This window comes from Flavobacterium azooxidireducens, assembly GCF_023195775.1.
In the GTDB taxonomy this organism is placed as follows: Bacteria; Bacteroidota; Bacteroidia; order Flavobacteriales; family Flavobacteriaceae; genus Flavobacterium; species Flavobacterium azooxidireducens.
This window is the reverse complement of record NZ_CP096205.1, coordinates 1,233,009-1,248,594: the sequence shown is the minus strand read 5'-3', so window position 1 is coordinate 1,248,594 and position 15,586 is coordinate 1,233,009. Positions and strand designations below refer to the sequence as shown.

The window sequence follows — 15,586 nt, the reverse complement described above, 5'->3', positions numbered from 1 at the left end:
AAACCATGAAAAATATAAAAAACATATTATTGTTGTTAGTTGCTGTTCTTGCAACAAGTTGTTCAGAAGACAGTATTAGTGATGATTTATCATCGGTAAATTCATCCCAACCAAATAATATTAACTCTACTCTTCAAATCAGTAACGATAATTCAGGTAAAGTTAAAATTACTCCAACCGGAAACGATGCAACATTCTTTACAGTCGATTTTGGTGATGGAACTTCAGAACCAGTTACATTATCAGCTGGTGAAAATGTAACCCACGTTTATCCGGAAGGAAGTTATACAGTAAAAATAATCGCAACTAGTATTACTGGTTTTGAAACAGAAAGTTTAATTCCGTTTCAAATTATGTATAGAGCTCCTGAAAATATAGAAACTACAAAAATCATAGAAGGCTACAACCTTACCGTATCTGCTACTGCAGATTTTGCAAATGGTTTTTTGGTTTACTATGGTGATGTTGCTAATGAAACAGGAACACCAATGGCGGTTGGACAAACACTTCCTCCACACACCTATCCAAGTGCGGGAAGTTATCAGCTTAAAGTGGTGGCTTTGAGTGGCGGTGCAGCAACTTCAGAATTAATAGAAGAAGTTATTATTTTTGATCCATTTGAATTGCCAATAACTTTTGAAAGTGATTATATAAATTACTTTTTTGGAACCTTTGGCGATGTAACTTTTGCAAAAGTTGATAATCCAAACCCTTCCGGATTAAATACAAGTGCAAAAGTAGGTCAATATACAAAACCTATGAACGTTCCCAATTGGAGCGGAACATATAGCCCACTGAACAATCCAATTGATTTTGCAAACGGAAATAAAATTAAAGTATTGGTTTATGCCTCTGAAGTTGGCAAAATGCTAAACGTTGAATTAGAAGGTGCTGTGGGTGGAAATCCAGGAAATGGTGTAGCTATTTTAAAAGTAGCTAATACAGTAGCAAATCAATGGGAAGAATTAACTTTCGATTTTAGCACTGTTGGCGGAATTCCTGCCGGAACTAAATTTAATCAGCTTGTTTTGCGTTACAACGATACAGATAATGGTGCAGGAGAAGTGATTTATATCGATAATATCAGATTAACAAATTAATGAAAGCTATGAAAACAAAAATTTTATATTTGATTTCTTTCCTCACGATTGGAATAGGATTCACAAATTGTGCCGAAGAAGAGTATTCTCTTGGAGATTTAAACGCACCAACAAATCTGGTTATTAACACAGAAATTATTGGTCAAAACGCAGAAAATCCAGACGGAGATGGATCTGGTGATGTGGTTATAAATATTACTGCAGATGGAGCCATTGGTTATAAAATTGATTATGGCACAGCTGCTCAATCAGAACTCGTAAGCCTAAGCTCTACAACAGTAACCAAACGATATTCTTCTACCGGAACCTATTTAATAACAGTAGTTGCCTATGGTAGTGGAGGTTCATCTACAACTGCTACAAAAGAAATTACAGTTAGAAGCGATTTCAACGTTGAACCTGAAATTGTAACTTATTTAACTAATAACTCGTCAAAAACTTGGGTTGTAGATAAAGATGTTCCAGGTCATTTAGGCGTTGGTCCGTGGGAAGGTTCTTCAACCCCAGAATGGTGGTCTTCTGCTATTGATGAAAAAGTTGCGTGTTGCAATTGTTTTTATACATCAACGTTTACATTTAGCTTTTTGGCTGGCTCAAATTCTTACCAAATTAATGTAGCAACTCCTGATGGAGCTTTCACAAAAACCGGAGCTCTTTCTTCCATACCTGGTATTCCGGCTTCAGGAGATGAAGGATGTTACAGCTATGGTGGTGCAGTAACTCCTTTCACCTTTACAGGTGCCACTTCTGGAATTGCTGAATCAACCGAAACAGTTATTGTTTTAGGAGGAACCACAAGTTTCATTGGCTACGGAGCTCTTCAAAAAAGCTATGAAATCATTGAATTAACAGAAAACGAAATGTACCTCAGAGTTCAAGGGACAGAAATAGGAAATGCCTGGTATCTTAAATTGAAACCAGCTCTTTAATAAACTTAAAAATGCCCAATCATTAATGGGTTGGGCATTTTTTTAATAAAATTTACTATGAAACAATTTCTTTCCTTTATCCTCATTATTACAAGTGCATTTTTTGCATGTAGTAGCGATAGTAGTTCGTCTGAGAACAGTAATATGCCTAAAAATTTGCAGCTTACAGCTAATGTTGTAGGTGCCGATGCAAACAATCCCAACGGAAATGGTTCCGGAATGGTGGTGTTTAGCTTTTCTGCCGATAACGCAACAAATTATAAATTAAATGCGGGTAATGGTCAAGTTGTTGAAACGCAATCAAATACACATACGCATACATACACGGGTAGTGGAATTTCTACCTACGAAGTTTTTGTTTCTGCCTATAACGGAACAAATTTTATATCAAAATCAATAACAGTAACCGTTTTTGTAGCTTCTTCGATGATTTGGTCAGAAGAATTCAATGTTAACGGAGCCCCTAACAGTGCATATTGGGGCTACGATTTGGGAACAGGCGGTGATGGATGGGGAAATAACGAGTCACAATATTATACCAACAGACCGGAAAATGTAATTGTGGAAGACGGTCATCTAAAAATTAAACTAATCAAAGAAAATTATAGTGGAAGCCAATATACTTCTGCACGAATTAAAACACAGAATAAATTTTCGTTTCGATACGGAAAAGTAGAAATAAGAGCAAAACTTCCAACCGGTGGCGGAACTTGGCCTGCTTTATGGATGCTTGGAGACAATATCTCAACTGCAGGATGGCCTGGATGTGGAGAGATAGACATCATGGAGCACGTTGGAAACAGTCAGAATATTATTCACGGAACGTTACACCATCCTAGTCATTCCGGTGGAAATGGCGATGGCGGAAGTGTAACTGTTCCAAATGTTTCTTCCGAATTTCATCTTTACACAGTAGATTGGAGAGCATCATCTATAAAGTTTTATGTTGATAATCAATTGTTTTATACTTTTTCTAACAATAGTAATTTACCATTCAATCAAAATTTCTTTCTGATTATAAATTGTGCCATGGGTGGAAATTTTGGAGGAGCAATCGATCCAAATTTTACACAATCCGTTTTTGAAGTCGATTATATCAGAATTTATCAATAATACAGTTTGTTTTGAGTTAGTTATTTTTCCTTGAAAAAAATGCTTCTGCAGCAATACGGAAGCATTTTGAGGAGAAATTTTATCCTCAAAAATAAAATCATAACTATCCTTCTTCTAAAAATAGAAAGAAAAAAATCCAAGTATGAAAAAAATAATTTTTACCTCAATGAAAGCAATCGCAATTTTGGCATTCATAATGTCACTGTCTCAGTGTAGTGATTCTTCAGATGGTTCTCAACCAATGGATGATGATACTCCGGTTGGAATCAATGAAGTTGATTTTTGGCTTACCAAAGGAAACCAATCCGTTAAACTACAAAAGCAAAATGGATTATTAATTTTTGGAACACAACCCAATATAAATCCCGTTATTGAAGTAAAACCCAACATTACCTACCAAGAAATCGAAGGGTTTGGCTATTCATTAACCGGAGGAAGTGCCGAAGTGATCAATCAATTAAACGCAACAAAAAAACAAGAATTACTACAAGAACTTTTTGGATCTGGCGAAAATGATATTGCCGTAAGCTATTTACGAATCAGTATCGGAGCTTCTGATTTAAACAGCACTGTTTTTTCATATAACGATTTGCCAGCCGGCCAAACCGATATGAATCTTGAACAATTTAGTTTAGCACCGGATATGACGCATTTAATTCCGGTTTTAAAAGATATTTTACTTATCAATCCAAACATTAAAATCATGGGAAGTCCATGGTCGCCACCTGTTTGGATGAAAGATAACGGCAGTAGCATCGGAGGTAGTCTTCAACCACAATATTATGGTGTTTATGCACAGTATTTTGTAAAATTTATTCAAAAAATGCAAGAAGAAGGTATCAGAATCGATGCCATTACACCACAAAACGAACCATTACATCCCGGAAATAATCCGAGTATGTATATGACGGCAAATCAACAAGCAGATTTCATTAAAAATCACCTCGGACCTGCTTTTGCCGCAGCAAATATTAATACAAAAATTATTATTTATGACCACAATTGTGATCAGCCGGGCTATCCGATTGCTGTTTTAAATGATCCTGCAGCAAAAAGTTATATTACCGGTTCTGCTTTTCATCTTTATGGAGGTGATGTTAATGCGATGTCGCAAGTAAAAACTGCTCATCCTGACAAAGATTTATACTTCACCGAACAATATACTTCTAACACAGGTTCGTTTGATGGCGATTTAAAATGGCATGTAAAAAATGTCATCATCGGAACGATGAAAAATTGGAGCAAAAATGCATTAGAATGGAATTTGGCAAACAATGCTTCTTTTGGTCCACACACGCCCGGAGGATGCACAACTTGCAAAGGAGCAATTACTATCAACAGTTCAAGCAGTTTTACAAGAAATGTTGCTTATTATATTATTGCTCATGCTTCCAAATTTGTTCCGGATGGTTCAGTTAGAATTGACAGTAATTCAAGTGGAGATATTCATAGTGTTGCCTTTAGAACTCCACAAGGAAAAAAAGTATTAATTGTTTTAAATGAAGGAAATATTGCCCAGTCATTTAACATTAAATTCAACCAAAAATGGGTAACTTCTTCACTCGATGCGGGTGCAGTTGGAACGTATGTTTGGTAAAATAATAATCAGTAAAAAAAACACAAAATGAAATTTTCTATCGCCTTATTGTTGGTTTCCGCAGTTGTTCTCGGGCAAACAAAGAATAAATCCAATACAGATAATCTACAGCCAAAACCGGTTACAATTTATACATCGGCACCTGACTCCAACTTAAAAATGACCAAAACCGGTCAGGAAACTTTTAAGCCCTACAGTCAACCTTTGGAAACACAATTGTGCATTTTTGTTCATCCAAACAAAAAAAATCAAATTTTCTTAGGAATTGGAGGAGCAATAACTGATGCCAGTGCCGAAGTTTTTGCTAAATTATCCAAAGAAAAACAAGAAGAATTTTTGAATGCTTATTTTGATAAGGAAAAAGGTATCGGTTATACCATCATTAGAACTAACATCCACAGCTGCGATTTTAGTTCCGGAAGCTATACGTATGTAGAAGAAGGTGATAAAGAATTAAAAACTTTTTCTATCGAACACGACCGAGCTTTTAAAATTCCATTAATCAAAAAAGCAATGGCAAAAGCGGGTAAAACCACGTTTTATGCTAGTCCGTGGAGTCCGCCGGCTTTTATGAAAGATTCTAAGAATATGCTTAAAGGCGGCAAGTTATTACCAGAATTCTATCAGTCGTGGGCAAATTACTATGTAAAATTTGTGCAGGCTTATGAAAAAGAAGGCATTCCGGTTTGGGGTTTAACCATTCAAAATGAACCAATGGCAACTCAAATTTGGGAATCGTGCATTTATACTGCCGAAGAAGAACGCGATTTCTTAAAAAAATATTTAGGCCCAACATTGCATAAAAATGGATTAAAAGACCTAAAAATCACCGTGTGGGATCATAACAGAGATTTGCTTACGCAAAGAGCCAGCACCGTGTTAGATGATCCTGAAGCGGCCAAATATGTGTGGGGAATTGGTTTCCATTGGTATGAAAATTGGAGCGGCGGAAATCCGATGTTTGAAAATGTTGGAAAAGTACACCAAATGTATCCCGATAAAAATCTATTGTTTACAGAAGGTTGTGTAGAAAAATTCTCTGCCGAAAAATATCAATTTTGGGCAAACGGACAACGTTACGGTCGTTCAATGATTCACGATTTTAATAACGGAACTGTAGGTTGGACCGATTGGAATATTTTATTAGACCAAAACGGTGGACCAAATCACGTAGGCAACTTTTGTTTTTCACCCATTCATGGCGATACATCAACCGGAGAATTGATTTATACTCCATCGTATTATTTCATTGGACATTTTTCAAAATTTATCAAACCGGGAGCAAAAAACATTAGTAATTCGGTCAGCCGAAGTCAGTTAATTGCCACTACTTTTCAAAATCCAAACGGAGAATTAGTAACCGTTGTTATGAATGAATCCGATAAAGAATTAACCTATTTATTAAGTAATAATAATCAAGTAAGCGAACTAAAAATTCCGGCTAAAGCGATACAGACATTGGTTTATTAAATTTTTATGTTTTAATCATGTAAAATAAATAGCTGAAAAATAAAGACTATATTTCCCTAAACCTGACAGGTTTTAAAACCTGTCAGGTTTAAAATTTAAAAAAACAAATATGAATAAAAAGGCAATTTTAGTGTTGATTATTTTACTTTCAATTAGTTCTTTTTCACAAGACAAATTGATTGAACAAAAGGTTGAAAATCTTTTGAAACAAATGACGTTGGAAGAAAAAATTGGTCAACTTAATCAATATACAGGCGATGGTGGTGCGACAGGTCCGGTTACCATAAACCCAAACAAACAAGCAGAAATTAAACAAGGTTTAATCGGTTCCATGCTCAATGTGATGGGAGTTCAACACACGCGTCAATATCAAGAATTAGCCATGCAATCCCGATTAAAAATCCCTTTACTTTTCGGTTTAGATGTGGTGCACGGATACAAAACTACATTTCCACTTCCTTTGGCCGAAGCAGCCAGTTGGGATTTAGAAGCCATCGAAAAATCAGCCCGAATTGCAGCAATCGAAGCTTCTGCAAATGGAATTCACTGGACATTTGCTCCCATGGTCGATATCGGCCGTGATCCACGTTGGGGAAGAGTCATGGAAGGTGCCGGAGAAGATACCTACTTAGGTTCCAAAATAGCATTTGCTCGTGTAAAAGGCTTTCAAGGAAAAAAATTAGGCGATTTAGATGCCGTAATGGCTTGTTCCAAACATTTTGCAGCCTACGGAGCTGCTGTGGGAGGAAGAGATTATAATTCCGTCGATATGAGCGAACGAATGCTTTGGGAAACTTATTTGCCACCTTTCAAAGCCACTGTTGATGCCGGTGTTGCCACGTTTATGAACTCTTTTAACGACTTAAACGGAATTCCAGCCACCGGAAATGCCTATTTGCAACGTGATATTTTAAAAGGCAAATGGAATTTCAAAGGTTTTGTGGTTTCCGATTGGGGTTCAATCGGCGAAATGATTGCTCATGGCTATGCAAAAAACGGTAAAGAAGCAGCATTTTCAGCCATTACAGCCGGTAGCGATATGGATATGGAAAGTAATGCCTATCGCTATAATTTAGCCGCTTTAGTCAACGAGGGAAAAGTAGATATTGCTCTTGTGGACGATGCCGTTCGACGCATTTTATACAAAAAATTCGAATTAGGTTTGTTTGATGATCCGTACTGCTTTTCCAATGCAGAAAGACAAAAAAAGGCATTGAACAATCCTGAACACACCAAATTTGCTCGTGAAATTGCCGCAAAAAGTATTGTTTTACTCAAAAATGAAAACAATTTACTTCCGCTTTCCAAACAAATCAAAACCATTGCTTTTATTGGTCCTGCCGTAAAACCTGCTCGAGGAAACCACGGTTTTTGGTCAATTGATGTGAAAGAAGTCGATTCAACCTACATCATTTCACAATGGAAAGGATTAGAAAATAAAGTCGGCAAAAACACCAAACTGCTTTATGCCAGAGGTTGCGGTTTTGAAGATAACAGTAAAGCCGGTTTTGACGAAGCAATTGCCATTGCCAAACAAGCCGATGTGGTTATTCTAACCATTGGTGAACGTTGGGACATGAGCGGCGAAGCAAAAAGCCGAAGCAATATTCAATTACCTGGTGTGCAAGAAGATTTAGTAAAAGCCATTCACACCACCGGAAAACCAATGGTCGTGCTCATTAATGCCGGAAGACCACTTGTTTTTGATTGGACAGCCGATAACGTTCCTACCATTCTTTATACGTGGTGGTTAGGTAGCGAAGCCGGAAATGCCATTGCCGATGTATTGTTTGGCGATTATAATCCGTCTGCCAAATTACCAATGACTTTCCCTAGGAGTGAAGGACAAATTCCCATTTACTATAATTATTTCAACACCGGAAGACCTTCAAAAGAAGAAAATCATACCAATTATGTTTCGGCGTATATCGATTTAAAAAACTCACCTAAATTTCCCTTCGGATATGGGTTGAGTTATACCACATTTGAGTATTCTAATCTTCAACTTTCATCTTCAAAAATAAAAGAATCAGAAAAAATCACACTTTCATTTCAACTAAAAAATTCCGGAAAAGTTGCAGGAGAAGAAGTCGTTCAGTTGTATATTCAAGACAAATTTGCTTCAGTAGTTCGTCCTGTTAAAGAGTTGAAAGACTTTCAAAAAATAAAACTTCAACCCAACGAAACAAAAACAATTACGTTTATAATCGACAAAGAAAAACTCTCATTCTACAACCAAAAATTAGATTGGATAACCGAACCGGGCGAGTTTGAAGTCATGATCGGAACTTCTTCTGCTGATATTCGTTTAAATCAACTGTTTGAATTAATAAATTAAAAAGATGAAAATTTTCATTTTAGTAGTGTTGTTCTTTAGCAATGAAATTTATGCAGAAGTTAAGCTAGCTTCAATTTTTGCAGACAATATGGTGTTGCAACGTGACGTTAAAATACCAATTTGGGGTTGGGCAGCGGTTAATGAACATATTACAGTTCAATTTCACAACCAATCAAAATCCACCAAGGCAGATCATAACGGAAAATGGATTGTTTATTTAGACAAAGAAAATGCCGGCGGACCATTTGTTTTAACTGTCAAAGGCAAAAACACCATCCAAATTAAAAATATTTTAGTCGGCGAAGTTTGGATTTGCTCCGGACAATCAAACATGGAATGGACAGTCGGACAAGCTGAAAATGCAACCGAAGAAATTGCATCAGCCAATTTTTCAACCATTCGACACATTAAAATGCCTAAAGAAGTTAATAGTCAGCCCAATAGCGATTTTAAAACTACGCCATGGGAAGTTTGTTCACCACAAACCGTTGAAAATTTTACCGCTGTTGGCTATTTTTTTGCTAAAGAATTGACTCAAGAAGTGGCCATTCCAATTGGTCTAATTAATGCTTCTTGGGGCGGAACAAATATTGAAACATGGATTAGCAAACAAGGTTTTGAATCGGAAGCCGAGTTTCGAGAAATGATTCAAACCATGCCAAAAATTAACTTAGATTCACTTTTAAAACTAAAAATAGAATCAGCAGAAAAACAAATCGAAAGTATACAAAATGCCAAACTAGATTCAAAAAAAGCAGCATCATTCAACTTAGTTGATGTAAACGATTCAACTTGGCCCGAAATGCAACAACCCGGCATTTGGGAAACACAACAATTAGGAAATTTTGACGGTGTTGTCTGGTTGCGAAAGCAGTTTATTTTAGAAAATACAACCAACGCAATTGTCTTAGAAATTCCGGCAATTGATGATAACGATATTACCTACGTGAACGGAATTAAAATTGGTCAAACAAACGGCTGGGATAAAAAAAGAACCTATCAAATACCGGCAGAAATCCTCAAAACCGGACAAAATACAATCGCTATTCGCATAGAAGATAATGGCGGCGGTGGCGGAATTCATGGCGACGAAAACGAATTGAAATTGACCGTCCAAAACAAAGAAATTCCCCTCGCAGGAAAATGGAAATTTCAAGTAGAATCAATTAAAAACAGCATCAACGAAAATGATTTTCCTTCGCTTTGCTACAATGCAATGATTCATCCGCTCATTCCGTTTGCATTCAAAGGAGTACTTTGGTATCAAGGCGAGAGCAATGCTGCCAGAGCCTATCAATATCGAAAAGCTTTTCCGTTATTAATCCACGATTGGCGACAAAAATGGCAAACAGATTTCCCGTTCTATTTTGTTCAATTGGCAACCTTTACAACTGCGGGAAACAGCAACCAAGGCTGTGATTGGGCAGAATTACGAGAAGCTCAAACTCAAACATTAGCCCTAAAAAACACCGGAATGGTTGTAACGACCGACATTGGTGATCCAACCGACATACATCCTAAAAATAAACAAACAGTTGGTAAGCGACTTTCAAACATTGCCTTACACCATTTACACCAAAAAAACAAAATACATAACGGTCCAACGTTTCAGTCTTTTCAAAAAAATGAAAACCAATTAATCATTACTTTTCAAAACACAGGAAAAGGATTGACAACCACCAATGATTACGGATTCGTAAATGGGTTTGAAATCGCCGGACAAGATCAGCATTTTCACACCGCCAAAGCCTATATCAAAAACAATAAAATAATCGTAAGTAGCGATAAAGTGCCAAACCCTGTTGCCGTTCGTTTCGGTTGGATTGGCGATGCATCACATTGCAATTTGTTCAATATAGAAGGTTTTCCTGCCGTTCCATTTCGTTCAGACGATTGGAAAATAAGTACAGAAACCGTCAAATATACCATTTCAACCCACTAATTTTTTTCAACTTCATATTTGTTTTCTTAAAAGGCATTCAGCATTTGTTGAGTGCTTTTTTTGTGGGCGTTTACGGGCTTTCCGTTACAAGTCCTCGCCAAAAATGCAATTTTCTAAAGCCACAAAAGAGCTTCCTTTGGTCGCTTTTTGTGCCTAAGAAAATTTGCATTTTTTGGCTCCGGGCTTTTCACTGCAATCCCTAACGCAAATCCTGCTCAATAAGAAATTTTAGTATATTTGAAGGACAAACAAAGATTTCAATCATCTTACACCTGACAGGTTTTAAAAACCGGTCAGGTGTAATGTTAAAACAACAAACAATGCGAATTTTCATTCTCTCATTATTTCTTTTTATTAGCGGAATCAACTTCAGTCAAAACTACCAACAATACGTCAACCCCTTCATAGGAACTGGCGGAACAGGACACACATTTCCAGGAGCAACTGTGCCATACGGAATGGTGCAACTTTCTCCAGACACCCGTATCGACGGCAGTTGGGAAGGCTGTTCCGGCTATCATTATTCCGATAATCGAATTTATGGTTTCTCGCACACCCATCTCAATGGAACCGGTGTTTCAGATTATGGTGATATTTTGCTAATGCCAACCATGGGCGAACCTTCGTTTGACAACAAAATCTATTCTTCTACTTTTTCTCATACCAACGAAAAAGCATCCGCCGGATTTTATTCCGTTAAATTAGATAAACATAACATCGATGTTCGATTAACAACATCTACAAGAGTTGGTTTTCATGAATATACTTTTAATGAAAGCGGTCAAGCCAACATAATTTTAGACTTAAATCACCGTGATAAATTGTTGGAAGGTAGAATCCGAGTAATTGATGATAAAACCATCGAAGTATTGCGAAGAAGTGAAGCTTGGGCCCAAAATCAATATGTTTACACCAGAATTGAGTTCAATGTTCCTTTAAAAATCAATAAAGAAAAAACGACTTTTAAAGATATAAAAGGAGAATATCACGGAACAGAACTTGCACTTAGTTTCTCCAAAAAAGTCAAAAAAGGAGAAAAACTACTCGTAAAAGTAGCTCTTTCACCCACAGGATACGAAGGAGCACAACTCAACAGCACCGAAATCCCACATTGGAATTTTGAAAAAGTAAAAAAAGCGGCAGAAGAATTATGGAACAAAGAACTTTCCAAAATTGAAGTCACTTCTAATGATAAAAATAAACTCACTATTTTCTACACGGCTTTGTATCACACGATGATGCAGCCCAACATCGCTCAAGATTTAGATGGAAAATACCGAGGTCGCGACAACAAAATTCATCAAGCCGAAGGATTTGATTATTACACCGTTTTTTCCCTTTGGGATACGTTTCGAGCCGCTCATCCGCTTTATACGTTGATTGATAAAAAACGCACTTCCGATTACATCAACACCTTTATCAAACAATTTGAACAAGGCGGTCGCTTACCCGTTTGGGAATTAGCTTCCAACGAAACCGATTGTATGATTGGCTATCATTCCGTTTCTGTGATTGCTGATGCGATGGTCAAAGGCATCAAAGGTTTTGATTATGAAAAAGCGTATGAAGCAGCCAAACATTCCGCTATGCTTGATCATTTAGGGTTGGATGCTTACAAAAAACAAGGTTTTATTTCAATTGATGATGAACATGAAAGTGTTTCCAAAACGTTAGAATATGCGTATGACGATTGGTGTATCGCTCAAATGGCTCAATTACTTGATAAAAAGGAAGATTACCAATATTTTATGCTTCGTTCTCAAAATTGGAAAAACCTTTTCAATTGGGAAACAGGATTCATTCAACCCAAGAAAAATGGCGGATGGGATAAACCTTTTGACCCCAAAGAAGTGAACAACAATTACACCGAAGCCAATGGTTGGCAATATACGTTTTTTGTTCCGCAAGATATTGATGGGATGATAGAAGCGATGGGTGGAGCAGCAAAATTTGAAGCCAAATTAGACGAACTATTTAATTCTGTCAGCGAAACGTCCGGTCGTCATCAAGTCGATATCACCGGTTTAATCGGTCAATATGCTCACGGAAACGAACCAAGTCATCACGTAGCGTATTTGTACGATTATGTGAATAAACCTGAAAAAACAAAAGAAAAAGTACATTTCATTTTAGATAATTTCTATAAAAACGACCCAGACGGCTTAATTGGTAATGAAGATTGTGGACAAATGAGTGCTTGGTATGTGTTGAGTGCGATGGGAATTTATAATGTAACACCAGGAAATAAAAATTATAATTGGACAGTAATCGAGCCTTTTTTTGATGAAATTAATGTAAAACTTGAAAATTTGAACGATTATGTTATTAATAAAAAAAATAGAATAGTAGATTATTCTATTTTTGGTTTTGATGGAAGTTATTTGAGATTTCCGATAAACTATAGTGATATTATTCCCGTACCAGTAATTGCAGCTGAAAGTAAATCATTCAAAGATAAAATGAAGATTGAAATTCAATCATTTAAACCGGAAGACAAAGTTTATTATATTACAAATGAACAAGGAGTAGATTACAGCACTTTTAAAAGAACTTTTATTGAATACACAAAACCATTTGAAATCGACAAAACAACTGAAGTTCTTACTTATGTTAAAAAAGGAGAAAATCAAAGCAACACTGTCTCCGCCACTTTCTTCAAAAAACCAAACAATTTCACCATCGACATCAAATCAAAATACAATCCGCAATACCATGCCGGCGGTCCGGAAGGCTTGATTGACGGTATTTTTGGTACAGAAAACTGGCGAAAAGGCGATTGGCAAGGCTATCAAACCTACGATTTTGAAGCAGTCATTGATATGCAATCCACCCGCGAAATAAGTCAAATTACCGCCAATTTTCTGCAAGACACCCGTTCGTGGATTTTGATGCCAACCAAAGTGGAGTATTATATCTCAGATGATAATGTGAATTTTACGCTTTTCGACACGCAAAACAATACAATTGACCCAAAAGATTACAATTCCATCACAAAAGGATTTAAAAGCATCAAAAAATATGTAAAAGCTCGCTACGTAAAAGTAAAAGCGAACAACTTCGGCAAACTACCTGAATGGCACCAAGGTTTTCCTTTTGATGGGGAGGCGTTTATTTTTGTGGATGAGATTACGGTTGAGTAACCTCCCCCCAACCCCCTCCAAAGGAGGGGGAGACGAGACGTTTATAAAATGTGGATATATTTTGATTAATAATCCGTTTTAATCTAGTATAACGAAGCTATCAAAATCTGTAAAAATCTGCGTTTTGCAAAGCAAATCAGTTCAATCCGCGTTCCAATAAAAGATTTCTGTTACAGTCGCAGTTTATTGCCATCAATAAAATCCGTTTCAATCCATTTTAAGCAAAGCGAATCAAAAAATCAGCGGAAATCTATTAAATCCTTACTATCCGTGTTCCATTTAAAGGTTTACTTGTTTTCTGTGAGCAATTAATCCTTCCAACCCCAAGGCGACTCAGGATTTTCAACCGTTTCACTCAAATCAAACGACACCGAAAAAACCCGATCCGTTCCAATCCGACGTAAATTATACGTAAAAGATTTCTCATCCACGGTTATCCACCAAACATTCATAGAAGCATACGGAATCAATTCGCTCGTAAATTCATCAGCCGGAAAAAATTGCATGTTTTGTGAACCGCCATTTGTTGAGGTACCGCCGTATTGCGTTACTTTATCCGGTTTACCATTTTCATGACGGTGGTCGTGTTTGAGTGTGATTTTACCATTTTTATAGGTCAATACCCAAGTTCTGGATTTATCGTCACCCACAAAAAACGGAATACGAATTTTATTTTTCCCACAGCTTTTTACGTGCATGACTAACTTTTTTCCTCGAAATTCATCGTTGGCAGGAGCTTCAATTATTTCGCCTTCAAACGATTTTCCGCAGTGTTTTTGCAGTGTTTCCCAGAATTTTTGGGTTTCCGATTTCTGTTGAGCATCCATTGAAAAGGAAATCAATAAAGCCAATAAAAAAGTCCATTTTTTCATACAATTGTTTTTTTGTGAAGATAAGAAAAAATCTCAAATTCGTATTTTGTATCTTTATCAAAAAAGAAAAAATGATTGTTTCGCTCATTCAAGCTCCTTTAGTTTGGGAAAATCCATCCGAAAACCGACTTTATTTTGAACAAAAGATAAAGGCAATTTCGCAACAAACCGATTTAATTGTGCTTCCCGAAATGTTTACCTCCGGATTTACAATGAATCCAAAACACGTAGCGGAAACGATGAAAGGAGAAACGATTGCGTGGTTAATTGAACTCGCAAATGAAAAAAACGCAGCTATAACTGGCAGTTTAGTCATTCAAGAAGAAGAACAATTTTTTAACCGAATGGTGTTTGTTTTTCCAAATGGAAAAGTTGATTATTATGACAAAAGACATCTTTTTACTTTAGCCGGAGAGGAAAAAGTCTATCAACCCGGAAAAGAAAAGAAAATAATTGATTACAACAATTGGAAAATTTGTTTACAAGTGTGCTACGATTTGCGTTTTCCGGTTTTTGCCAGAAATTCGGAAGACTATGATTTGTTGATTTATGTAGCGAATTGGCCAAAAGTGAGAACAAACGCATGGGATATTTTGCTGAAAGCCAGGGCAGTAGAAAATTTAACGTATGTAATTGGTGTAAATAGAATTGGGTTTGATGATAACGAGCATGAATATGTTGGCCACTCACAAGTGATTGATGAATTAGGGAATTATCTCTTGGAACCGCAATTAAATGAACATGTTTTTCTTGTTGATTTAGATAAAGAAAAAATGATTGAAACGCGAAAAAAATTGAATTTTTTAAATGATAGGGATGATTTTTTATTACTTAATGAACACTGAGACTGCGACTTTTTTTTAATGGAACACGGATTAGACAGATTTAAAAGATTTACGCGGATTTTTGAATTCGCTTCGCTTAAAATGGATTTAAACGGATTTTGTTTATTGCTATTTTCTGCTAAAAATTGCAACTGCGTCTGAACACTAAACCAAAGGTTCATTCTCACAGAAGGCATGAAAAACACAGAAATTTTATTGATAATTTTCAAACCTGAAACTTGAAACTTGAAACTTTTGTCA

General features: G+C 36.4%; 10 protein-coding genes. 9 read left to right on the top strand and 1 reads right to left on the bottom strand.

Annotation, left to right across the window (positions count from 1 at the left end):
* Window positions 1-5: 5 nt before the first annotated feature.
* The 8 genes from M0M57_RS05545 to M0M57_RS05510 all read left to right on the top strand — a co-directional run bounded on the left by M0M57_RS05545 (window position 6) and on the right by M0M57_RS05510 (window position 13,629).
* A complete protein-coding gene (locus M0M57_RS05545) occupies window positions 6-1,100 on the top strand; it encodes a PKD domain-containing protein (RefSeq protein WP_248436132.1) in 1,095 nt (364 codons plus the stop codon).
* Between the two features lie 8 nt (window positions 1,101-1,108).
* Window positions 1,109-2,029: a PKD domain-containing protein gene (locus tag M0M57_RS05540; RefSeq protein WP_248436131.1), complete on the top strand. Its 921-nt coding sequence runs from the start codon at window positions 1,109-1,111 to the stop codon at window positions 2,027-2,029.
* A gap of 57 nt (window positions 2,030-2,086) precedes the next feature.
* Window positions 2,087-3,142 carry a glycoside hydrolase family 16 protein gene (locus M0M57_RS05535; protein ID WP_248436129.1) on the top strand — a complete coding sequence of 352 codons (1,056 nt, stop codon included), beginning with the start codon at window positions 2,087-2,089 and terminating at the stop codon, window positions 3,140-3,142.
* 142 nt (window positions 3,143-3,284) lie between these two features.
* Window positions 3,285-4,739: a glycoside hydrolase family 30 protein gene (locus tag M0M57_RS05530; protein WP_248436127.1), complete on the top strand. Its 1,455-nt coding sequence runs from the start codon at window positions 3,285-3,287 to the stop codon at window positions 4,737-4,739.
* Between the two features lie 27 nt (window positions 4,740-4,766).
* The gene (locus tag M0M57_RS05525; protein WP_248436125.1) at window positions 4,767-6,209 is read left to right on the top strand and encodes a glycoside hydrolase family 30 protein; all 1,443 of its coding nucleotides are present in this window, start codon (window positions 4,767-4,769) and stop codon (window positions 6,207-6,209) included.
* Window positions 6,210-6,318: 109 nt separating this feature from the next.
* Window positions 6,319-8,547 (top strand): glycoside hydrolase family 3 N-terminal domain-containing protein, encoded by a 2,229-nt coding sequence (locus M0M57_RS05520; RefSeq protein WP_248436123.1) that lies wholly within the window; start codon window positions 6,319-6,321, stop codon window positions 8,545-8,547.
* Window positions 8,548-8,551: 4 nt separating this feature from the next.
* The gene (locus M0M57_RS05515) at window positions 8,552-10,489 is read left to right on the top strand and encodes a sialate O-acetylesterase (RefSeq protein WP_248436121.1); all 1,938 of its coding nucleotides are present in this window, start codon (window positions 8,552-8,554) and stop codon (window positions 10,487-10,489) included.
* Between the two features lie 320 nt (window positions 10,490-10,809).
* Complete coding sequence (locus M0M57_RS05510) at window positions 10,810-13,629, top strand: GH92 family glycosyl hydrolase (RefSeq protein ID WP_248436119.1); 2,820 nt, start codon at window positions 10,810-10,812, stop codon at window positions 13,627-13,629.
* Between the two features lie 308 nt (window positions 13,630-13,937).
* On the opposite strand, the gene M0M57_RS05505 is transcribed toward M0M57_RS05510, so the two are convergent.
* Window positions 13,938-14,501 (bottom strand): hypothetical protein, encoded by a 564-nt coding sequence (locus M0M57_RS05505; protein ID WP_248436117.1) that lies wholly within the window; start codon window positions 14,499-14,501, stop codon window positions 13,938-13,940.
* 71 nt (window positions 14,502-14,572) lie between these two features.
* On the opposite strand from M0M57_RS05505, the gene M0M57_RS05500 reads away from it, so the two are divergent.
* The gene (locus M0M57_RS05500) at window positions 14,573-15,346 is read left to right on the top strand and encodes an amidohydrolase (protein WP_248436115.1); all 774 of its coding nucleotides are present in this window, start codon (window positions 14,573-14,575) and stop codon (window positions 15,344-15,346) included.
* Window positions 15,347-15,586: the final 240 nt, after the last annotated feature.